General features: G+C 67.5%; 17 protein-coding genes. 11 read left to right on the top strand and 6 right to left on the bottom strand.

Features of this window, described 5'->3' with window-relative positions; genetic code table 11:
* The first annotated feature begins 2 nt into the window (after positions 1–2).
* On the top strand, positions 3–1,514 hold the full coding sequence (locus N5J29_RS13385) for an ATP-binding protein (RefSeq protein ID WP_164150687.1): 1,512 nt from the start codon (positions 3–5) through the stop codon (positions 1,512–1,514).
* Between the two features lie 32 nt (positions 1,515–1,546).
* Here the strand turns inward: N5J29_RS13385 and N5J29_RS13380 are convergent, their stop codons facing one another.
* Positions 1,547–2,296, bottom strand: a complete 750-nt coding sequence (locus N5J29_RS13380; RefSeq protein WP_053519299.1) for a 20S proteasome subunit A/B — start codon at positions 2,294–2,296, stop codon at positions 1,547–1,549.
* A 90-nt stretch (positions 2,297–2,386) separates the two neighbouring features.
* On the opposite strand from N5J29_RS13380, the gene folK reads away from it, so the two are divergent.
* Positions 2,387–2,872, top strand: a complete 486-nt coding sequence (gene folK / locus N5J29_RS13375; protein ID WP_197571829.1) for a 2-amino-4-hydroxy-6-hydroxymethyldihydropteridine diphosphokinase — start codon at positions 2,387–2,389, stop codon at positions 2,870–2,872.
* A 55-nt stretch (positions 2,873–2,927) separates the two neighbouring features.
* Here the strand turns inward: folK and N5J29_RS13370 are convergent, their stop codons facing one another.
* The gene (locus N5J29_RS13370) at positions 2,928–3,665 is read right to left on the bottom strand and encodes a pteridine reductase (protein WP_164150690.1); all 738 of its coding nucleotides are present in this window, start codon (positions 3,663–3,665) and stop codon (positions 2,928–2,930) included.
* Between the two features lie 59 nt (positions 3,666–3,724).
* Between N5J29_RS13370 and N5J29_RS13365 the strand changes: the two genes are divergently transcribed.
* Entirely contained in the window at positions 3,725–4,909 is a 1,185-nt protein-coding gene (locus N5J29_RS13365) for an SAM-dependent methyltransferase (protein WP_128990003.1), read from the top strand.
* A 14-nt stretch (positions 4,910–4,923) separates the two neighbouring features.
* Entirely contained in the window at positions 4,924–5,298 is a 375-nt protein-coding gene (locus N5J29_RS13360; protein ID WP_065175153.1) for a hypothetical protein, read from the top strand.
* Positions 5,299–5,354: 56 nt separating this feature from the next.
* On the opposite strand, the gene N5J29_RS13355 is transcribed toward N5J29_RS13360, so the two are convergent.
* The 3 genes from N5J29_RS13355 to N5J29_RS13345 all read right to left on the bottom strand — a co-directional run bounded on the left by N5J29_RS13355 (position 5,355) and on the right by N5J29_RS13345 (position 11,644).
* Entirely contained in the window at positions 5,355–7,712 is a 2,358-nt protein-coding gene (locus N5J29_RS13355; RefSeq protein WP_164150692.1) for a family 20 glycosylhydrolase, read from the bottom strand.
* 111 nt (positions 7,713–7,823) lie between these two features.
* Positions 7,824–10,484 (bottom strand): TonB-dependent receptor, encoded by a 2,661-nt coding sequence (locus N5J29_RS13350; protein WP_164150694.1) that lies wholly within the window; start codon positions 10,482–10,484, stop codon positions 7,824–7,826.
* Positions 10,485–10,627: 143 nt separating this feature from the next.
* Positions 10,628–11,644 carry a glucokinase family protein gene (locus N5J29_RS13345; protein WP_053519284.1) on the bottom strand — a complete coding sequence of 339 codons (1,017 nt, stop codon included), beginning with the start codon at positions 11,642–11,644 and terminating at the stop codon, positions 10,628–10,630.
* A 375-nt stretch (positions 11,645–12,019) separates the two neighbouring features.
* Here N5J29_RS13345 and N5J29_RS13340 point away from each other — a divergent pair, with 375 nt between their 5' ends.
* From N5J29_RS13340 to N5J29_RS13320, 5 genes are read left to right on the top strand one after another with little or no spacing between them, the layout of a single operon-like run.
* A complete protein-coding gene (locus tag N5J29_RS13340) occupies positions 12,020–13,306 on the top strand; it encodes a sugar MFS transporter (protein WP_164150696.1) in 1,287 nt (428 codons plus the stop codon).
* Between the two features lie 39 nt (positions 13,307–13,345).
* On the top strand, positions 13,346–14,413 hold the full coding sequence (locus N5J29_RS13335) for a LacI family DNA-binding transcriptional regulator (RefSeq protein ID WP_049466708.1): 1,068 nt from the start codon (positions 13,346–13,348) through the stop codon (positions 14,411–14,413).
* A gap of 7 nt (positions 14,414–14,420) precedes the next feature.
* Positions 14,421–15,449 (top strand): SIS domain-containing protein, encoded by a 1,029-nt coding sequence (locus N5J29_RS13330; protein ID WP_053519280.1) that lies wholly within the window; start codon positions 14,421–14,423, stop codon positions 15,447–15,449.
* Entirely contained in the window at positions 15,449–16,597 is a 1,149-nt protein-coding gene (gene nagA, locus N5J29_RS13325; protein WP_164150697.1) for an N-acetylglucosamine-6-phosphate deacetylase, read from the top strand. The genes N5J29_RS13330 and nagA overlap by 1 nt, the downstream gene beginning before the upstream one ends.
* Positions 16,597–17,664 carry a heparan-alpha-glucosaminide N-acetyltransferase domain-containing protein gene (locus N5J29_RS13320; protein WP_164150699.1) on the top strand — a complete coding sequence of 356 codons (1,068 nt, stop codon included), beginning with the start codon at positions 16,597–16,599 and terminating at the stop codon, positions 17,662–17,664. The genes nagA and N5J29_RS13320 overlap by 1 nt, the downstream gene beginning before the upstream one ends.
* A gap of 48 nt (positions 17,665–17,712) precedes the next feature.
* On the opposite strand, the gene N5J29_RS13315 is transcribed toward N5J29_RS13320, so the two are convergent.
* The gene (locus N5J29_RS13315) at positions 17,713–18,150 is read right to left on the bottom strand and encodes a hypothetical protein (protein WP_197623379.1); all 438 of its coding nucleotides are present in this window, start codon (positions 18,148–18,150) and stop codon (positions 17,713–17,715) included.
* A gap of 448 nt (positions 18,151–18,598) precedes the next feature.
* Here N5J29_RS13315 and N5J29_RS13310 point away from each other — a divergent pair, with 448 nt between their 5' ends.
* Complete coding sequence (locus N5J29_RS13310; protein ID WP_164153039.1) at positions 18,599–19,642, top strand: S41 family peptidase; 1,044 nt, start codon at positions 18,599–18,601, stop codon at positions 19,640–19,642.
* A 106-nt stretch (positions 19,643–19,748) separates the two neighbouring features.
* Positions 19,749–20,183 carry an SseB family protein gene (locus tag N5J29_RS13305; RefSeq protein WP_005411035.1) on the top strand — a complete coding sequence of 145 codons (435 nt, stop codon included), beginning with the start codon at positions 19,749–19,751 and terminating at the stop codon, positions 20,181–20,183.
* Positions 20,184–20,521: the final 338 nt, after the last annotated feature.

Below are 20,521 nucleotides of genomic sequence, written 5' to 3'. Positions count from 1 at the left end.
CCATGCCCCTGACCGGTCCCTCCCTCGGGGCACTGCGCATCCTGCTGGTGGAGGATTCGCCTGAAGACGCCGAGCTGATGTCCGAACAGATGCTGGATGCGGGCCTGGAAGCCCGCTTCGAGCGCGTTGAGAGCGAGGCGGAACTGCGCCAGGCGCTGGCCTCCTTCCAGCCGGATATCGTGCTGTCCGACCTGAGCATGCCTGGTTTCTCCGGCGACGATGCCTTGCGCATCGTGCGCGAGACGGCGCCGGATGTTCCCTTCATCTTCGTCTCGGGCACGATGGGTGAGGAGAATGCAGTGGCGGCGCTGCAGAAGGGCGCCAACGACTACATCATCAAGCACCAGCCGGCGCGCCTGCCGTCGGCGGTGGCCCGTGCGATCCGCGAGGCGCGCAGCGCGGTGGAGCGTTCGCGCGTGGAGACCGAGCTGATGCGCGCGCAACGGCTGGAAAGCCTTTCGCTGCTCGCCGCTGGCCTCAGCCACGACCTGCGCAACATCCTGCAGCCGCTGCTGATCATGCCGGACCTGCTGAAGGCGCGCACCGATGATCCGCAGCTGCACCACCTTGCGGATGTGATCGCCGAGTGCGGCCGCCGCGGTCATGAAATGGCGGAATCGATGTTGTCGTTCGTCCGTGGCTCGCGCAAGCCCAGCGAACGCGTGCAGATCGACGGCCTGTTCGACGCGGTGGCGCTGCTGCTGCGCAGCAACGTGCCCGATGCGGTGCGCCTGCACCTGCAGGTGGAAGACGAGGGCCTTGCGGTCGATGCGAACTACACCGAGCTGCAGCAGGTGCTGTTGAACCTGGCACTCAATGCAATCCAGGCGATGCCCAGCGGCGGCCGCCTGAGCCTGACCGCAAGCCATGCCGGCGAGCGCGACGGTGTGGACTGGATGCGCATCGCCGTGGCCGACGAAGGCATCGGCATGGATGCCGATACGCTCTCGCATCTGTTCAATCCCTTCTTCACCACCAAGGCGGACGGTACCGGCCTGGGCCTGATTTCCTGCAAGCGCATCGTCGAAGGTGCTGGCGGCAGCATCACGGTCACCAGCCAGCCGGGGCAGGGCACCTGTTTCGAGCTGCGCCTGCCGATGCGTGACACCATCGAGAGCGGCGAGCCGATCGAGCAGCTGGTGGCACTCGGCAGTGGCCAGTCGATCCTGGTGGTCGATGGCGAAGCCACGCGCCTGTCGCTGCTGGGCAACGCGCTGTCCAGCCAGGGATATCAGCTGCAGCTGGCTTCCGATGGACCGGCGGCGTTGCGCTGGATGCAGCAGGAGGCGATGCCGGCGCTGGTGATCGCCGACGCCGGCTCCAAACTGCTGCCGGCCAGCCAGCTGCTGGGCGAAATGGCCGGACTGGGTTACCGGGGGCCGGCGCTGGTGCTGGAAGACGCGTCAGTGGACGTTCCGGCCGATGCATTCCCTGATGGCATCGAGGTGCATGTGCTGCGCAAGCCGTTGCAGATGCAGCAGGTGTTTCGCGCTGTGGCAGAGGCACTGGGCTGAATCTGCGTCGCCGGGCATGGCCCGGCGGCAGGTCACGCCGGCCGTTCCGGGGTCTCCCACGGGAAGCGTGGCAGGCTGTCCACGGCCTGTTCCAGCCGCCGTGACCAGTTCTGGTGGATGTCCGCGTACAGGGGCGAGTCCGCGCCCAGCCGCAGCTGCTGGGCGATCCGCAGCTCGCCGTCGCGCAGCAATGCCAGATCGATCGGCAGGCCGACCGAGAGGTTGGAACGGATGGTCGAATCCAGCGACACGATCGCCGTGCGCGCGGCGTCCTCAAGGCGCGTGGCCGGGCTGAGGATGCGGTCGAGGATCGGCTTGCCATACTTGGACTCGCCGATCTGCAGGTAGGGGGTCTCCGGCGAGGCGGCGATGGCATTGCCCAGCGGGTAGATCATGTACAGGCCGGGGCGTTCGCCGGCGACCTGGCCGCCGAAGATCAGCGTGGCCTGGGTGTTGACGCCGTCATGGCCGTGCTCGCTGTGGCCGCCGTGCACCTGGCTGTCCACCAGCAGGCGACCGACATAGGCCGCCGCTTCGAACAGATGGGTCATGTCGCGCAGGTTGGGCGTGCGCCGCTCGCCGGCGTCCCGGGTCAGGCGCGAGACCAGCAACTGGGTGGTGGCCAGGTTGCCAGCCGCCATCAACACGTAGGCCGCCTGGCCGGGATACTCGAACACGTGCAGCTTGCGGTGCACGCGCACATCGTCCAGCGAGGCATTGGTCCGGGTGTCGGCGGCGAAGACCAGGCCCTGGTCCACCTCGATTCCAACGCAATAGGTCATGTCGGTGCCCTATCATGTGCGTCCCGGATTGTAGGCAGGCCGCCGTGACGACGGCATGCCCACGCCCCCCAGACCCGTCACCTGAACCGCATGACCACCGTGCTCCTCAGCCTGGGCAGCAACGTCCAGCCCCGCCGCCATCTCCACGCCGCGGTGGCGGCCCTGCGCGAGCGCTTCGGCGCGTTGCAGGTGTCTCCGGCCTACCGCACGGCCGCGGTAGGCTTCGATGGCCCGGCCTTCCTCAACAATGGCGTGCTGATCCAGACCGATCTGCCGCTGCAGGCGCTGGATGATTGGCTGCACGCGCTGGAAGACGCCCACGGTCGTGATCGCACTGGTCCGCGCTTCTCCGACCGCACCCTGGACATCGACGTGGTGTTCTACGGCAACCACATCGTGGAAGGCCCGGGCCATCTGCGCATTCCGCGCCCCGAGCTGAAGCACGCCTTCGTGCTGAAGCCGCTGGCGGACATCGCGCCGGACTTCATCGACCCGGTCAGCGGCCTGGCCCTGGCGGCGCTGTGGCGTGCACACGCTCAGTTTGGCGAGGCATTCGAGGTGGTTGACCTGGAATGAGGGCCGCTGCGCTCGCCTACGTAGATCGGTAGCGCCGGGCCATGCCCGGCGGACTTCAACTCACCGTGCGTCCGCCATCCACGCGCAGGGTGTGGCCGGTGACGAAGCTGGCGTCGGCCACCAGCCAGTACACCGCCTCGGCGATCTCCTCGACCGTGCCGGTGCGTGCCAGCGGCGTGCGCGCCAGCAGGGCCTCGCGGGCGAAATCGTCCTTTCCCTGCTCGGGCCACAGGATCGCACCGGGGGCGACCGCATTGACCCGCACTTTCGGCGCCAGTTCCAGCGCCAGTGACCGGGTGGCCATCTCCAGTGCGGCCTTGGCCATGGTGTAGGCCACATGGTCGCGCATCGGGTCGGTGCCGTGCAGATCGGTCAGATTGACGATGCAGCCCTGCTGGCGGCGCAGGTACGGCGCGGCCGCCTGTGACAGCAGCAGCGGTGCACGCGCATTGACCGCGTACAGCTCATCCATCGCTTCGGCGGTCACCTGGCCGAGCGGGGTGGGGAAGAAGTTGGACGCGTTGTTGACCAGCGCATCGAGGCGGCCGAAGTGGGCCACGGCCTGCTCGACCAGGTCGGGCAGGGCGCCGGCATCGCGCAGGTCGGCCTGCAGGGCCAGCACACTGCCCGGACGGACGTTGTCCAGGTCGAAGGCGGCCTGCTGCAGCTCGGCGCTGGACGTGTTGGCATGCAGCACCACCGACCAGCCACAGGCGTGGAACTGGCGTGCGATGGCGGCGCCGATCCGGCGCGCGCTGCCGGTGATCAGGGCCACGGGGGCGGTGTCGCTCATCGAGGGTCCTCCAAGGCTCGGCTATCCTGTGCACCATTGTCACCGCATTCGAAGACGCCATGCAGCCTACCTTCCCTCTGCCCGATGCCGACGCCCTGGCCCACAGCGACCAGCTGGCCGCCGCACTGCGCGCTGAAATCCTCGCCCAGGGGGGCGCGATGCCGTTTTCCCGCTTCATGGAACTGTGCCTGTACGCACCCGGGTGGGGCTATTACAGCGCCGGTTCCAGCAAGTTCGGTGGCGGTGGTGACTTCACCACCGCGCCCGAGCTGGGTGGCCTGTTCGCCGGCAGCGTGGCCAATGCGCTGGCGCCGGTGTTCGCCCAGCTCGGTGCGCAGTCGCGGATGCTGGAGCTGGGCGGCGGCACCGGTGCCTTCGCCGAAGCCGTGCTGCTGCGGCTGGCCGAGCTGGATGCGGTGCCTTCGCGTTATGCCATCCTTGAACCCAGTGCCGACCTGCGCCAGCGCCAGCAGCAGCGCCTGCAACAGGCGCTGCCGGCAGAGCTGGCCACGCGCGTGGACTGGATCGAGCGTCCGTTCGAAGAGGACTGGGAAGGTGTGGTGTTCGCCAACGAGGTGATCGACGCACTTCCGACCCCGCGCTTCCTGATCAGGGACGGCGAGGTCTACGAGGAAACCGTGGAGCTGGACGCGGAGGGCAACTTCATCCGTGGCGCGCAGCCGGCCGATATTCTGCTCAACGGCGCCGTGCGCCACATCGAACGCTATCTCGAAAGGCCCTTCGCCGACGGATACCGCTCGGAGGTGCTGCCGCAGCTGCCGTACTGGCTGCAGGCAGTGGCTGGCGGCCTGCAACGTGGCGCGATGCTGTTCATCGACTACGGCTACAGCCGCAGCGAGTTCTACCAGCACGATCGCGACGACGGCACGGTGCGCGCCTTCTACCGCCACCACGTGCATAACGACGTGCATCGCTGGCCGGGCCTGCAGGACATCACGGCCTCGGTGGACTTCACCGCGATGGCCGAAGCGGGCCTGCACGGTGGCTTCGAGCTGGCGGGGTACTGCAGCCAGGCCAGCTTCCTGATCGGCAATGGCCTGGACCAGGTGCTGAGCCTGGCCGAGGAGCGTACCGATGAGGTGGGGCGCATCCAGCTGCGCGACCAGGTGAAGAAGCTGACCCTGCCGACCGGCATGGGCGAGCGCTTCCAGGCGATCGGCCTGCAGCGTGGAATCGACTTCGAGCCGGCGTTCGCGCTGGGCGATCTGAGCTGGCGCCTGTGAGCGCGACGGCGCGCATGATCAAGCCTCTGCGGCGGCCGCGGCTATGGACTGCGCTGTGGGTGCTGGCCGTGCTGTTCGTGATCGTGGTCTGCCTGATTCCCCCGCCACCGATTCCCGTGCCGGAGAACGGCGACAAGGTCGAGCATTTCCTGGCGTACTTCATTCTGTCCGGCAGTGCCGTGCAGCTGTTCCGGCAAGGACGTCCGCTGCTGTGGGTCGGGCTGGGCCTGGTGCTGATGGGAATCGGGATCGAGTTCGCACAGGGGGCGCTGACACGCGACCGCATGGCCGACCCGATGGACGCCCTCGCCAACACGGTTGGCGTTCTTGCCGGATTGGGCCTCGCGCTGACCCCGCTGCGCGACCTCCTGCTGCGCTGGCGGGGCTGACACGCCTTCCCTGGTTGAAGTGGAACCGGGCATGGCCCGGCTCCACAGCCTTCCGGTTACTTCTGCAGCGTCACTTCGTCCAGCACCCACATCGCCGGGCGGGTATCACCGGTGAAGTTGATGCACAGGTCGTCGGTGCCATGCGTGCCCTTCGGCAGCGTCGCACGCAGGCTCACGAAGCCATCGGCATCGGGCGTGGCCGGCAGCGGGACTTCGGCCAGCACCTTGCCCGTGCAGCTGCCCCGGCGGATCAGCATCTCGCCGTGCGCGCGCCTGGCCTTCTCGAAGCGACGGTTCGGCTCGTCATGCGCCAGCTGGAAGTAGTAGGGGATGCGACCGGCGCGCACCTCCACGCTGCCGATGCCGTCCAGCTGCGCCTGTGGCCAGCGCCAGCAGGGCTGGAAGATGTCCACGTTGAAGACCGCGCGTGCGCCCTCGCGCGGGCCATCGTCTTCCAGGCGCAGTACCAGGCCCTTGTTGCCAACGCAGCTGAGCAGTTCGTCGCTGCGGCGGGCGAGCAGCGATTGCGGAGTGAACGCGGCTACGGTGGGCTCTGCGGCCAGCATCCGGCCCCGGTAGAACGCTGCGGCCTGTACCGTGGCGGGCACCTTCGCGGTCAGCGGCTGCTGGTACAGCGGCGACTGCGCGGTCACCGGCTGGCCATCGGTGCTGTAGCGCACCTCGTAGCCCAGCGGGTTGGCCAGCGACACCGTCACCGTGCCTGCGGCGCGATCATCGTGGTACTCCACGCCCACTTCGAACGGCGTCTGTGCATAGGCCAGTCCCCATGCGCGGTAGCGCTGCAGCTGTGACGGCAGGCGTGCCAGGAAGTCGCGGAAGTCACGCTTCCCGGGCGGGCTCCAGCCGGTCTCGGCCACCGCCGCCAGGCGTGGGAACAGGTTGTGCTGCAGCCGCGCATAGCTGCGGGTGTGCTCGGTGAACATGTTCGCCTGCAGGCCGAGGATGTGTCCGCGCTTGTCGGCGGGCAGTTCGTCCGGCACCGGCTCGAAGTTGTAGAGCTTGCCGAGGTTGACCTGCGTGGGGCGGCCCGGCGTTTCATTGGGCGAGGCGGTCTGCAGGTAGTCCAGGTACAGGTAGCCGACCGGCGACATGATCACGTCATGGCCGGCGCTGGCAGCGGCCAGGCCGCCTTCGGTACCGCGCCAGGACATCACCGTAGCCTGGGGGGGCAGGCCGCCCTCGAGAATTTCGTCCCAGCCGATCAGGCGCCGGTCGTGTTCCTCCAGGAATGTCTCCAGGCGCTTGATGATGTGGCTCTGCATGGCCATCTCATCCTTGATGCCCAGCTCGCGCATGCGCTGCTGAATCTGCGCGGACGCCTCCCACTGGTCCTTTACGGCCTCGTCGCCACCCACGTGCACGTACTTCGCCGGGAACAGTGCGATCACCTCCTCCAGCACGTTCTCGAGGAAGGTCACGGTGCTGTCTTCCACGTTGAAGAGGTTGGGGAACACGCCCCATTCGCTGATCGGCTTCAGCGGCGTGCTGATCGAGCCCAGCTCCGGATAGGCGGCGATCGCGGCCGTGGCATGGCCCGGCACGTCGATTTCCGGAATCACCTGGATGTGCAGCTTGGCTGCATAGGCAATCACTTCACGGATCTGCTCCTGCGTGTAGAAACCGCAATACGGGTACTCCTGTCTGGTCACCGGATCGATGCCGCCATCGCCGGCCGGCAGGCGGCAGCTGCCGACCTCGGTCAGCTTCGGGTAGCGCTTGATCTCCATGCGCCAGCCCTGGTCATCCGTCAGGTGCCAATGGAAGGTGTTGAGCTTGTGCGCGGACATCGCATCAAGCACGCGCTTGATCTCGTCCAGGCTCTGGAAATGCCGTGCCGAGTCGAGCATGAAGCCCCGCCAGGGGAAACGCGGCGCATCCTGGATCTGCACGGCCGGCAGCGCGCCCTGGCTGCCGCCGGTGGCCAGCTGGGCCAGCGTGGTTGCGCCGTAGAACAGGCCGGTCTCGTTGCCGGCCTGCACCAGCACGCCCTGCGCGGTGCTGTCCAGCGTGTAGCTCTCGCCGCTGTCGCGGAAGGTGGGAATGATCTGGAAGCGGATGCCGCCTGCCTTGGCCGCAGCCTTGCCGGTAGCCAGCGCCAGGCGCGGGCCGCCGCTGCGCGCCAGCAGGTCGGCGAATTGGGTGGCGACCCGCTGTGCGGCCTCGCCGTCTGCGTACAGCGCGGTCGTGGCGGACACAGTGATGCCACTGCCCTGGCCGGGCTGCACGCTGGCGGGGGCAGGAATCAGCATCAGGCTGTTGGCGCGCAGCTGCGGGCCAGGAGCTTCAGCGGCGGGCACCGGATCGGCGGCGAAGGCCGGCAGGGCCGGCAGCAGGGCAAACAGGCTGCCCAGCAGCAGTGCGCCGTGCATCCTGGCGCGGAAGGGCTTGACCATCGGAACGACTCCTTGGAACGGTGCAATGAACGCTATACATGAAAAACCCCGGGCCCGGAATGACCCAGGCCCGGCGTGCATGCACGACTCGGCGATGACGCGGCCGATGGATCAGTACTTGAAGCGGAAGTTGAGGTAGTACTGGCGGCCGTTGCTGTAGAACGACGTCGGAATGGCCGCGGTCTGGTAGTACTTGTAGGTCGGGTTGTTGAGGTTCAGCGCATCCAGGCTGATGCTCAGCCAGTCGGTGGCCTTGTAGCTCAACGAGGCCGACAGCGTGCCGAAATCATCCTGGTAGTAAGGGTTGGTGCCCGACAGGCTGATCAGGAACGACGAGCGGTGCGTGTAGCTGACGCGTGCTCCGAAACGCTCGTTCTCGAAGTAGGCCCCCACGTTGTAGGTGTTCTTCGAGGTACCCAGCAGGTTGTGCGAACCGTCGGACCAGGTGTGGGCCGTGGTGCCGTTGGCGTAGGTGTAGTTGGCGTTGATGCCGAAGTACTCGCCGATCGGCTGCTCATAGGCCACTTCCACGCCGGTGACCTTGCCGTCGGCATTGATCGGGGTGGAGATCTGGTAGGTCTCGAGCTGGTTGGTCAGTTCGCTGTACAGCTGGCGCGAGACCACGTCGAAGGCGATGTAGTCCTTCATGTCCATGTGGTACGCACCGACCGACAGCAGGCCGCGCGGCATGAAGTACCACTCCAGGTTGGCGTCGAAGTTCGTGGACAGGGTCGGCTTCAGGTTCGGGTTGCCACCGCCGCCGGTCTTGTTCAGGTCCGAACCCCACGACGAAGCGCCCAGGGCCGAGTAATCCGGCAGGGTCTGGGTCTGCGACGCGGCCACGCGCAGCACCAGCCTGTCGTCCAGGTCGAGCTTGATGTTGGCGCTGGGCAGGACGCGGTTGCGCTTGTTCTGGAAGGCGGTGCGCTCCCACATGCCGAACAGGCTGCTCACATCGGCATCGGCGGCATTGCTGACCGCGTTGTAGGTGTCGATGTCCTGCTTGATGTTGACGTAGCGCAGGCCGACGTTGCCGCTCCACCAGTCGCCGCTGAAGTTGGCCTGCACGTAGCCGGCGAAGTTCTTCTCCTTCACCTTCCACTCGGCACCGTAGTTGTGGCGGCCGGTGGGGCCATCGTTGCCGGCCAGCCAGGTGGAGTTGTTGATGATCGCGTTCTTCAGTGCATCCGGCGTGTAGTACCAGATGTTGCGCGGGAAGGTGCCGCCGACATCACCGGCGAAGCCGCTGGGATAGTTGGCGGTGGCGCTGCCCTGCAGTGCGGACCAGATGTCACCCGGGGTCGCACCTTCCGGCGAGAGCGCTTCGCGTTCGTGGTCGGCGAAGCGCACGCCGAAGTCCACGGAGTTCAGCACGCCGGTGCCGAAATACTGGCTGAAGTCCAGCGTGGCCCAGTCTTCCTTGTCTTCGGCGCGGACCAGCTGGTTGCCCCATGTGCCGAAACTGGTGACGCCGCTGGGGCTGATGTCGCCGCCGATGTTCCAGTCCACCGGCGAACCGGCGCCGTGCGTTGCCCAGCTGGCACCGCCGCCCTGGCCGAGCGTGACTTCAGCAATGAACTGGCGCGGGGTTTCACCGGTGCCCTTGGTGGTACCGGCCTGGAACTTCATGTCCAGGGTGTCGTTGATCTGCCAGTCGGCGTCGAACGTGACGTAGTTGGTCTTGGCCGTGGCTTCACGGTAGATCATGTCGTAGACACCGTAGTTGGTGCCCGGGACGCCCGCGTAGGTGGCATTGCTCAGCACGCCGTCGGTCACGGTGTAGCCCGGGTTCGGCGCCTGCGACTTGGCGAAGTTGCCGCCCCACAGCATGAAATTGCGGTTGTAGTTGTTGGCTTCCAGCTTGGAGGAGAAGCCGCTCAGCGACAGGTTCAGCGTATCGGTCGGCTTGAACTGGATGGTCACCAGCCCGCCCTTGCGTTCGCGGGTCTGTTCGAACAGGGTCGAACCCAGCAGGCCGGGGACGGCCACGCCGATCAGGTCCGGATTGGTGAGGGCCACCGGATCATCGGCGCCGATCCGGGTGAAACCGCCCGGGATTTCCTGCGCCTCGCGGCGGAGCTCGCGCTTCTGGTAGAAGGCCTGCAGCATCACGCCGAAGTTGTTGGCGTCATTCTTGTAGTTGAACAGCGCCGAGTACTGCGGGTCGGTCGACTTGGCCTGGTCCGAACGGACCGCACCTACCGAGGCTTCCGCACTGAAGGGCTTGGCGAACTCCAGCGGCTTGCGCGTGATGATGTTGACGGTACCGGTGGTGCCGCCATCCTGCAGCTTGGCCTGCGAGGACTTGTTCACTTCCACCGAGCTCACCAGCTCGGAGGGCAGCAGCGAGTAGCTGACGCTGCGGCCGACGTTGTTGCCCTGGCTGAGCACGAACCAGTCGGCCGAGCCGACGGTGTGGCCGTTGATCAGGGTCTGGGTCAGGCTCGGGCTGGTGCCACGCAGGCTGACGCGGTCGGCTTCATCGAAGCCGCCTTCGTCGGCGCTGGACGAACTGATGTTGACGCCGGGCAGGCGCTGCAGGGTGTCGGCCACATTGTGCGCCGGCAGCTTGCCGACGTCTTCGGCGGTCACCACTTCCACGCGCGCGTTGGCTTCGCGCTTGGTATCCAGCGACTTCTCCATCGAGCCACGGATGCCGGTGACGGTCACGGTGTCCAGGTCGGTTGCGGTCGGCGCAGCCTGCTGGGCATGTGCGCTGAAAGCGAGGCAGCTGACGATGGCGGCCGAAAGCAGGGTCTTGCGGGTGTTCATGATGTCTCTCCTCATCACTCGATTGGGTGCCGGCGGCGGTGTTCGGTTGCGGTTGCGTTGACGTGCGCGGGGCGGCGGCGATGTCCCGTGCATTGGCGTGCCACGTACTGCGTGCTGCGATTGCGTTGAAGCCTGTTGCGGTGTCAGGCGGCCGACTGCTGCAGGTACCAGCTGGCAGCACCGACCACGCCCAGCTGGCCGTGCTCGACCACCTTCACCGGGATGCGTGCCAGTGCTTCGCCCATCGGCCCCTTCTGCAGGTAGCGCTCGACGAAGGTGCTGGTGCGCAGGTACTCGCGGATCTGCGGCAGGATGCCGCCGGCCAGATAGACGCCCCCATGGGCGCCGTAGAACAGGGCCATGTCGCCGATGGTGCTGCCGAGCAGGCCGCAGAACACATCCAGCGCCTTGCGTGCGTGCGCATCAGTGCCGGCCATCGCCGCGGCGGTGACCGCGTCCGGACTGGCCAGGGTGGGCTGCTGTCCCTGCAGGGCGCACACCGCGCGGTACAGGTTCATCAGGCCGGGGCCGGAGATTGCGTGCTCGATCGACACGTGAGCGCGCTCGCGCTGCATGTGGCGGACGATGGCCATTTCCAGTTCGGTGCTGGCGGCCAGCGTCGGTTGCCCGGCTTCGGTAGCCAGCACGACCGGGCCATGGGCGGTCGGGATCCACAGTGCCGCACCCAGGCCCGTACCCGGACCGACCACCAGGGTCGGTCCGCGCGGGGCGCTTTCCGGCCCACACAGGTGCAGGACGCCGCTGGCGTCGACCTGTGCCGCGGCATAGGCCACCGCTTCGAAGTCGTTGACGATGTGGACCTGCTGTACGCCGACGTCGGCCTCGATCTGCCGCGCGGACAGCGGCCAGGGCACGTTGGCAGTGATGACCGTCCCGTCTTCGCGCGCATAACCGGCCGTGGCCACCACGCAATGCGCCGGGCGCGGGCCGTCGCCCAGGAAGTCGGACAGGATCGCACTCAGGCCGGCGTGGTCGGCATTGCGATACTTGCGGTATTCCAGCACCTGCACCGGATGGGCGGCATCGCCGCTGGCCTGGACCCGGGCGACACGCACATGGGTGCCGCCGACGTCGGCGGCCAGGAACGAGGGCGCGACGCGGGACAGGACATGGGCCGGGGCGGGATGGCTGGCGGTCACGCGGGCTCCTGCTGAAGAGGGGGCCGGATCCGAGGGTGAGGCCGGCTGTTGGGCGGAGTCTGTAACCCCGCTGACAACGATGTCAACGAGTTCGTGACACTTTCGTTGCTGCGGCGCAACGAATGGGGCGTGCGGTAAACGTTTCCATGGCGTGAACAGCGCCTTCACGCCGGAGCCCTTGCTGCACGGGGCTCAACGGCTCCAGCGCATTCAGCACGCGACCGCACGCGGCGGTTGCGCGATGCAGCATGGCCCGCGCTGCCCCGCGCAGGGAAGTTGACAAACCGCCGTTGTCCATCGAAAGAATGTGACAACGTTGTTCCCAGCCACTCTCCGACGCCGCGTTCTGCGACCGTCGCCGCAGGAGCCCTCCTGATGTCCGCCGTCCCCGCTGCAAGCGCGCGCCCGAACGTGGCCACCTCCATCGCCATCGTCGGCGTCCTGTTCTTCCTGATCGGCTTCTTCACCTGGCTCAACGGCCCGCTGATCACCTTCGTCAAGCTGGCCTTCGAGCTCAGCGAGGTCGGCGCCTTCCTGGTGCTGATGGTGTTCTACCTGTCCTATTTTTTCCTGGCCCTGCCGTCGTCGTGGATCCTGCGCCGCACCGGCATGAAGAAGGGCCTCAGCCTGAGCCTGCTGGTGATGGCCGGCGGCGCGGCACTCTTCGGTGAATTCGCGACGCAGCGCTGGTACCCCGGCGCGCTGGGCGGGCTGTTCGTGATCGGCAGCGGCCTGGCCCTGCTGCAGACGGCGATCAATCCCTACATCTCCATCCTCGGCCCGATCGAGACCGCAGCGCGTCGCATCGCGCTGATGGGCATCTGCAACAAGATCGCCGGCATGCTGGCACCGGTGCTGATCGGCACCCTGGTGCTGCATGGCATCGGTGATCTGGACAAGCAGGTGCAGGCGGCCGACGCGGTCACCAAGGCGGCCCTGCTCAATGAGTTCGCCGCCAAGATCCATGCGCCGTACCTGGCGATGGCCGGCCTGCTGGTGCTGCTGGCCGTCGCCGTACTGTTCTCGCCGCTGCCGGAGATCAAGTCCTCTGAGGCCAACGCCACCCCGACGGCCGCCGGCGCGGCCGAGCGCAGCAGCATCTTCCAGTTCCCCCACCTGTGGCTGGGCGTGCTCTGCCTGTTCGTGTATGTCGGCGTGGAAGTGATGGCCGGTGATGCCATCGGTACCTATGGCCACGGCTTCGACCTGCCGCTGGACCAGACCAAGATGTTCACCTCGTTGACCCTGGCGGCGATGCTGGCTGGCTACGTGGTGGGCCTGCTGCTGATTCCCCGGGTGGTTTCGCAGTCGCGCTACCTGACCGTTTCGGCGGTACTGGGCGTGGTGTTCTGCCTCGGTGCTTGGGCCACCCACGGCTACGTTTCGGTGGCCTTCGTGGCCCTGCTGGGCTTTGCCAACGCAATGATGTGGCCGGCCATCTTCCCGCTGGCGATCCGTGGCCTGGGCCGTTTCACCGAGACCGGCTCGGCGCTGCTGGTGATGGGTATCGCCGGTGGCGCGATCATTCCGCAGTTGTTCGCCGTGCTCAAGCAGCACATCGATTTCCAGCTGGTGTTCGTGCTGCTGATGGTGCCGTGCTACCTGTACATCCTGTTCTACTCGGTCATCGGCCACCGCGCCGGCCTGCCGCAGGAGCGCTGATAGGCGATGATGGACGGCAGCCAACCCCAGGGAAAACCCATGCGCAGAGCGACCATCAAGGACGTCGCGGAGAAGGCCAAGGTCTCTCTGAAGACCGTCTCGCGGGTGATCAACAACGAGCCCTCCGTGATGCAGGCCACCCGTGCGCGGGTGCTGCGGGCGATCGCCGAGCTCGACTACGAGCCCGATCCGTCCGCGCGCAACCTGCGCAGCGGGACCACTTTCGTGATCGGGCTGGTCTACGACAACCCCAACCCGTACCACATCATCGGCGTGCAGAACGGCGTGCTGGCCGCGTGCCGGGAGACCGGCTTCGGCCTGCAGATCCACCCCTGCGACTCGAGCTCGCCCCTGTTGGCCGATGAACTGGCCGACTGGGTACAGCGCTCGCGCCTGGCCGGCCTGGTGCTGACCGCACCGATGTCCGAGCGCCGCGATCTGGTGCAGGCGCTGACCGCACGTGGCATCAAGCTGGTGCGCATCATCGCGGCGACCGAGGACCCGGCGGACGGAGCCTGCGTGTTCGTCGACGACCGCGAAGCGGCCTATGAGATCACCGAGCATCTGATCCAGCTGGGCCATCAGCGCATCGGCTTCCTGTGGGGTGGCAGCTCGCACCGCTCTTCCGGCGAACGCTATGCCGGCTACGAAGCGGCGCTGAAGGACTACGGCATGACCGTGGACAAGCATCTTGTGGTGCAGGGCGACTACACCTTCGACGACGGTTTCCGGGGCGCGCGCCGCCTGCTGGCGCTGCGCGAACCGCCCACCGCCATCTTCGGTTCCAACGATGAAATCGCTGCGGGCGTGCTGGCCGCTGCCAAATCGGCGGGAATGAACGTGCCCTACGACCTGTCCATTGCCGGCTTCGAGGACAGCCCGTTCTCGCGCCAGTCCTGGCCGCCGTTGACCACCGCCAAGCAGGCCACCGAGGACATCGCACGCCACGCCGCGCGCCTGCTGATCGCGCAGCTGCGCAGCGATGCCTATGACGACGCGCCTGCACCGCTGCACAACCAGGGCTTCGTGCCGCAGCTGGTAGTGCGCGGGTCGACTGCGCCGATGCGTCCCGCCGGCGCCCGCCCACTCCCTTCCGATCCTGCCTGAGCCCGCCATGTCGCTGTCCGACCCCACCTCCACCCTGATGTTCGCCGAAGCCGCTGAAGCGGCCGACGTCGTCGCCCGCCAGTTCTCGCGCAACCACGCCACGATGGAGACGCTGGCTGCCAGCCTGCGCGCCGCGCCACCCCCGTTCGTGGTCACCTGCGCGCGCGGCAGCTCCGATCATGCCGCCACCTACGGCAAGTACCTGCTGGAAACCCAGCTGGGCCTGGTGGTCGCCTCCGCCTCGCCGTCGGTGGGCTCGGTGTATGCCGCGCCGCTGCAGCTGCGCGGTGCACTGTTCATCGTCATCTCGCAGTCGGGCAAGAGTCCGGATCTGCTGCGCAATGCCGAAGCGGCCAAGGCCGCCGGCGCGCGCGTGGTCGCACTGGTCAATGTCGAGGATTCGCCGTTGGCGCAGCTGGCCGACACGGTGATTCCGCTGCATGCGGGCCCGGAGAAGAGCGTGGCCGCGACCAAGAGCTACCTGGCGTCGCTTGCGGCACTGCTGCAGCTGGCCACGTACTGGAAGCAGGACAGTGGCCTGCGCGCTGCGCTGGAGCTGCTGCCTGATGCGTTGCGCGAGGCATGGCAGTGCGATTGGACGGCGCTGGCCGATGGCCTGGTGGACGCCACCAACCTGTTCGTGCTCGGGCGTGGGCTTGGGCTTGGCGCGGCGCAGGAAGCGGCGCTGAAGTTCAAGGAAACCTGCAGTCTGCATGCCGAGGCCTACAGCTCGGCCGAGGTCAAGCATGGCCCGATGGCGCTGGTCGGCCGCGGCTTCCCGGTGCTGGCTTTCGCCCAGCCCGATGAGACCGGCGCGGGCACACGTGCCGTGGTGGAGGAGTTCTCAGCGCGTGGTGCGCAGGTATGGATGGCCGGCGCCGCAGGCAACCTGCCGGTGGCTGCCGCGCCGCATCCGTTGTGCGCTCCGCTGCTCACCGTGCAGAGTTTCTACCGTGCGATCAATGCGCTGGCGCTGCGCCGCGGGTTCAACCCGGACCTGCCGCCGCATCTGAACAAGGTCACGGAGACCGTGTGATGGCAACCGTGCTGCGCAATGCCCGCATCCTGGTCGGGGATGATTTCCGCGATGACCTGGCAGTGCTCATCGAGGACGGGAAGATCAGCGCGCTGCTCCCCGACGCCGCGCCGCAGGTGGGCCAGGCGGCCGAGCAGGTCGATCTCGGCGGCGGCTGGCTGCTGCCGGGTTTCATCGACGTGCAGGTCAATGGCGGTGGCGGCGCGCTGTTCAACAACACGCCGGACGTGGCGGCCCTGCGCACCATCGCGCAGGCGCACCGCCGTTTCGGCACCACCGCGATGCTGCCGACGCTGATCAGTGATGACGTGGCGGTGATGCGCGAAGCGATCGCCGCCTTGCGCGAAGCCATCGCTCAAGGCGTACCCGGTGTCATCGGCATCCATCTGGAAGGGCCGTACATCGCCCCGGCTCGGAAGGGCACCCACGACGCCAGCAAGTTCCGCGTGCCCGATGCGGAGGAGATCGCGCTGGCCGCCTCGCTGGACAATGGCGTGACCCTGCTCACCCTTGCGCCGGAACGGGTACCGCTGGAGTCGATCCGCGCACTGGTGGAGCGCGGGGTGATCGTCGCGGCTGGACATACCGCTGGAACGTACGAAGAGATCCGCGCCGGCCTGGATGCCGGTGTGCGCGGCTTCACCCATCTGTACAACGCGATGTCGCCGCTGCAGGGCCGGGAGCCGGGTGCGGTGGGTGCCGCGCTGGAAGATCGCGACAGCTGGATCGGCATCATCGTCGACGGCGTGCACGTGCATCCGGCCAGCCTGCGGGTAGCGCTGGCAGCCAAGCCACGCGGCCGCCTGCTGCTGGTGACCGATGCGATGCCGCCGGTCGGCGCCGATGATCCCAGCTATGTGCTGTATGGCGAGACCATCACTGCCGTCGATGGGGTGGTGCGCAACGCAGCTGGCGCGCTGGCCGGCTCGGCACTGGACATGGCCACGGCCGTGCGCAACACCGTGCAGCTGCTCGGCCAGCCGCTTGCCGAAGCGGCGCGCATGGCCTCGACCTATCCGGCGCAGTTCCTCAATGTGGACGACCGGCTGGGCCACATCGCCGAGGGTTACCAGGCCGACCTGGTGCTGCTGGACGATGCCCTGCAGGTGCGGGGCACCTGGATTGCCGGACAGTACGAGGCCGCCTGATGAGTGCTGCGCCGTCAGCGCGCCTGGGCTCGATCGACGCCCTGCGCGGCATCACCGTGGCGGCGATGCTGCTGGTCAACAACCCGGGCGACTGGAGTGCGGTGTTCGCACCGCTGCGTCATTCGGACTGGCATGGCTGCACGCCCACCGATCTGGTGTTCCCGTTCTTCCTGTTCCTGGTCGGCGTGTCGATGGCCTTCAGCGTGGCACCGCGTGCGCTCGATGCGTCGGTGCGACCCACACTGGCGCGTGGCGTGCTGGAGCGCGCGCTGCGCATCCTGGTAGCCGGCGCGTTGTTGCATCTGCTGATCTGGTGGGCGCTGGATACGCATCACTTCCGCATCTGGGGCGTGCTGCAACGCATCGCGGTGTGTGCGGCGCTGGTTGGCCTGCTGGCGGTGTATGCGCGGCTGCACGTGCAGGTCGGAGTGCTTGTCGGGCTGCTGGTGGGCTATACCGTGCTGCTGCTCGGCCTCGGTGATCTGTCGCCATGGACCAACCCGGCCAGCCGTCTGGATACCGCGCTGTTCGCCCCGTGGATCTACCAGTGGCACGCCGATACCGGGCTTGGGCATGACCCGGAAGGGCTGCTGAGCACGCTGGGCGCGCTGGCCAGCACCACCCTGGGCCTGCTGGCCGGCGCACTGCTGCGCAGCGGTCGCGCCGTGGCGCTGGCAGGAGTGGGCGCCGCAACGGCAGTGCTCGGCCTGCTGCTTGCCATTGTGCTGCCGTTGAACAAGCAGCTGTGGACGCCCAGCTACGTGCTGTGGACCGGAGGTCTTGCGGCGCTGGCCCTGTGGCTGGCGCATGTGCTGATCGACCAGAAGGGCTGGCCCGCGTGGGGCCGTCGTTTCGGCGTCAACGCGATCACCGCGTACCTGGGGGCCTCGGTGATGTCGGTGGCATTGTTGGCAACCGGCGCCTGGGGCTGGGTCTGGCAGCAGCTGGCGGCGGCGATGCCGGGTGCGCTGGAGCTGGCGTCGATGCTGCAGGCCCTGGCCTTCGTCACCCTGTGGTGGGGCGTCGCGTGGTGGCTGGACCGGCGCAGGATCTATCTCAAGATCTGACAGCGCCGGGGTATGGACGCACCTGCGGTGGAGCAGGGCCAGCTCGGCTCATTGCTGGCCGGGGACTGCCGCTGCGGGCTCCACCAGCGCCCCCGCGTGATCGGCCAGCACCTGTACCGCGTGCAGCAGCCCTTCTTCCACCTGCGGCGGGCAGTGCGCTCGGGCATCGTCCATCTCCCGTGCCGCCTGCGCGGCCAGCAGCAGTCCTGCGCAGGAAGACACTGCGGCCAGGCAGCGCGTAGCGCCGGCCAGGTCACGCGCCCTCGCTTCCGTGATCCGCGTTTCGGGCCAAGGTTGGCCGTTGGCACCGTCGCCGCGCGCGATGCTGCGTAACCGGGCGAAGAATGCAGGCCGCGGCACGTTCTCGTGGGCTGCGGCCAGCGCATCTTCCAGGATGTCGGCGGCAGCGGCGGGCAGCCGCAGCCCAGGCAGGGCATCACCCAGCAGCGCGTGCAGGCGGGGATGGGTGGGATGGGGCAGGGTCATGGTGGCAATCTCACAGGCAAGGCCACCTGCGGGGCGCAGGGTGGCGGGCGGTGCGGGTTGGCGTGCCGGTGAAGCTTTTCAACGGAGAAAAAGCCGGCGGATCCGGAGATCCCCACGCACCGCCCGCCGCAGAACGACGGAGGGTGCACTATTCGGGCCCGCGATGTTGTCGCAGGCCCGCCGTTGAAAAGCTTCATTCGGGACGCCAATCCCGGCCAGCACAGGGGCGCTCGCAGATGCCACCGTCGCGCGGTCCACAGCGCGATGACATGGGCAAAGTTGCAATGTGTGTGTTCGTATCGGCTGCCTTCCTCGCGCCCGGAGCGCTGTGTCGGCATCGCGCAATGCCTGCGCTGCCAGCCAGTCCAGATGCGACAACCTGCGCGATGGCCGTGCCGATCATCAACCCGCTATGCTGGGCGCCTGACTCAACGGCAAGGAACGTCGTATGCAGATCTGCAACGGAGTGCGGCGCGCGGGTGCGACGGTGGTCGTGCTTTGGGCTGCGCAGACGATGGCCGCAACGGCCTCGGCATCCGCGGTTGAACTGCCCTCACCGGAGGCGCAGGTGCAGATGCTGCAGCTGCTGGAGGCACGTGCGCTGTACCGCGACCGTGTCGATTGGGCCGGTGTACGCGCGACGCTGGCCGCCGCAACCGATGATGCTGGCCGGCGCCAGTTGCTGGATGACGCCGCTACCCGCAGCACGGGCGGCCATGGCCGCTGGATTCCGCCCAGCCTGCAACGCCAGCGTTCCGGGCGTGCGCAACGCTTGAAGGCCGGCCAGGATGCGGCATCGCCAATGCCGTGGCAGGCCGATGCGCGCGTCGGTGTGCTGCGGGTGAGCCCATTCCTGGACGATCCTCAGGCGGGCGAGAAGGCACGGTATGACGCTCGCAGAACCTACGCGCTGGCGCTGCAGCACCGCATCGTGGCCCTGGATGACGGCACGCGGTGCGGCTGGGTGGTCGATCTGTCCGGCAATGGCGGCGGCAACATGTGGCCCATGCTGCTGGGCCTGCTGCCGTTGTTGCAGGGCACCCCGGATAAGGAAGGGGCCGTGATCGGCGGCTTCCGCAGCGCCGAAGGGCAACGGCCGTGGCGGCAACGCGACGGAGAGGTCCTGGATGGCGCGAATTCGCGGCTTCGCTCGCGCCAGGCGGCCTATGTGCTGCGCGGCGGTTCCGCACCGGTTGCGGTGGTGTTCGGCCCCCGTACCGCCAGTTCGGGCGAGGCCGTGGCGCTGGCCTTCCGCGGCCAGCCCGGCAGCCGCAGTTTCGGCCAGCCCAGTGCAGGCTATTCCACCGGCAATCAACCCGTGCCCCTGGTGGATGGCAGCATGCTGCTGCTGACCGTGAATGTCATGACCGACCGCCAGGGGCAGGGTGACGGTCGCCAGCTGCAGCCGGATCAGCCCACCGCCCCCGGAGCGTCCGGTCTGCAGGCCGCGCAGGACTGGCTGCTGGCCCAGCCCGCCTGCTCGGGGCGTTGATCTGCACGCAGGAAAGCGAGCCGCGGAAGGGTCCGCTGACACCGGTTCATCGCTCGAGGGCTCGGCCTGTTAAAGTCTCTCCTGCAATCACGTAGCGGAAGCGACCATGGACCACGACACCCCGTTCGAACCCCTCAACGACCTCGAGGTGCGCCTGCTGCAGGCCCAGGATGGCACGCTGACCGCGTCGCAGTTCCTCGATGGGCTGCTGACCTCGACGGCGTTCGTGCTGCTGGACAAGGCCATCGGCGAAGACGGCGCATGGGATGAGAGCATCTCGCCCCTGGTGCTGACCAGCGAGAGTGGCGAGCCGATGTTCGCGGTGTTCACCGCCCCCGAGCGTGCCGGCCTGTGGCACGAACAGCTGCCGCAGTTCGCGCATGCCATGCCGATCGCGGTGCATGCGCTGCTGGCCGGAATCGGCGACGGTGTCGGCCTGGTGCTGAACCCCGGCCTGGACGTGGGCATGGAGATGATTCCCGATGCCGTGGCGCAGTTGAAGCAGCGCGCTGCTGCGATCACGCGGGGCATGGCGCACTGACCACACCGGTGCCGGTGGTGGATCCGGATGCGCTCACATGTGGTGTCGCATAAGGACCGGGATTGCCGCTGAGAAGTGATTCGACGATCACTTTGAGGTTTTCATCGACAGAGAATTGGCATTGCTGTGCGTGAGTCTCGGCGCTGGCATGTCTGCGTTGTCGTCTTTGACTCTTTCTTCTGTGCCCTGCAGCCGAACAGTCTGGCCCGTTTCAAGCCGGACGCGCGTTGCTCATGGAAGGACTTCCGCATCACCTCCGTCATGCGACGTTGCTCGCGGCGCTTGCAGCGCCGCGAAGCGACGATCGCTTTCTCAGGTTGCACACCCCCTGCGGCACT

Origin of the sequence: Stenotrophomonas sp. GD03680 (assembly GCF_029844625.1) — a bacterium.
Classification (GTDB): domain Bacteria; phylum Pseudomonadota; class Gammaproteobacteria; order Xanthomonadales; family Xanthomonadaceae; genus Stenotrophomonas; species Stenotrophomonas maltophilia_P.
The sequence above is the reverse complement of the archived record's forward strand: the minus strand, read 5'-3'. Positions and strand labels throughout refer to the sequence as shown.

What these genes read in the sequence shown, in the direction of transcription:
- N5J29_RS13330 (WP_053519280.1), top strand. Translation starts at nt 14,421, where the DNA reads ATGTCGCTGTCCGACCCCACCTCCACCCTGATGTTCGCCGAAGCCGCT.
- folK (WP_197571829.1), top strand. Translation starts at nt 2,387, where the DNA reads ATGACCACCGTGCTCCTCAGCCTGGGCAGCAACGTCCAGCCCCGCCGC.
- N5J29_RS13350 (WP_164150694.1), bottom strand. Translation starts at nt 10,484, where the DNA reads ATGAACACCCGCAAGACCCTGCTTTCGGCCGCCATCGTCAGCTGCCTC.
- N5J29_RS13320 (WP_164150699.1), top strand. Translation starts at nt 16,597, where the DNA reads ATGAGTGCTGCGCCGTCAGCGCGCCTGGGCTCGATCGACGCCCTGCGC.
- N5J29_RS13335 (WP_049466708.1), top strand. Translation starts at nt 13,346, where the DNA reads ATGCGCAGAGCGACCATCAAGGACGTCGCGGAGAAGGCCAAGGTCTCT.
- N5J29_RS13310 (WP_164153039.1), top strand. Translation starts at nt 18,599, where the DNA reads ATGCAGATCTGCAACGGAGTGCGGCGCGCGGGTGCGACGGTGGTCGTG.
- N5J29_RS13360 (WP_065175153.1), top strand. Translation starts at nt 4,924, where the DNA reads ATGATCAAGCCTCTGCGGCGGCCGCGGCTATGGACTGCGCTGTGGGTG.
- N5J29_RS13305 (WP_005411035.1), top strand. Translation starts at nt 19,749, where the DNA reads ATGGACCACGACACCCCGTTCGAACCCCTCAACGACCTCGAGGTGCGC.
- N5J29_RS13385 (WP_164150687.1), top strand. Translation starts at nt 3, where the DNA reads ATGCCCCTGACCGGTCCCTCCCTCGGGGCACTGCGCATCCTGCTGGTG.
- N5J29_RS13380 (WP_053519299.1), bottom strand. Translation starts at nt 2,296, where the DNA reads ATGACCTATTGCGTTGGAATCGAGGTGGACCAGGGCCTGGTCTTCGCC.
- N5J29_RS13315 (WP_197623379.1), bottom strand. Translation starts at nt 18,150, where the DNA reads ATGACCCTGCCCCATCCCACCCATCCCCGCCTGCACGCGCTGCTGGGT.
- N5J29_RS13370 (WP_164150690.1), bottom strand. Translation starts at nt 3,665, where the DNA reads ATGAGCGACACCGCCCCCGTGGCCCTGATCACCGGCAGCGCGCGCCGG.
- N5J29_RS13365 (WP_128990003.1), top strand. Translation starts at nt 3,725, where the DNA reads ATGCAGCCTACCTTCCCTCTGCCCGATGCCGACGCCCTGGCCCACAGC.
- N5J29_RS13355 (WP_164150692.1), bottom strand. Translation starts at nt 7,712, where the DNA reads ATGGTCAAGCCCTTCCGCGCCAGGATGCACGGCGCACTGCTGCTGGGC.
- nagA (WP_164150697.1), top strand. Translation starts at nt 15,449, where the DNA reads ATGGCAACCGTGCTGCGCAATGCCCGCATCCTGGTCGGGGATGATTTC.
- N5J29_RS13340 (WP_164150696.1), top strand. Translation starts at nt 12,020, where the DNA reads ATGTCCGCCGTCCCCGCTGCAAGCGCGCGCCCGAACGTGGCCACCTCC.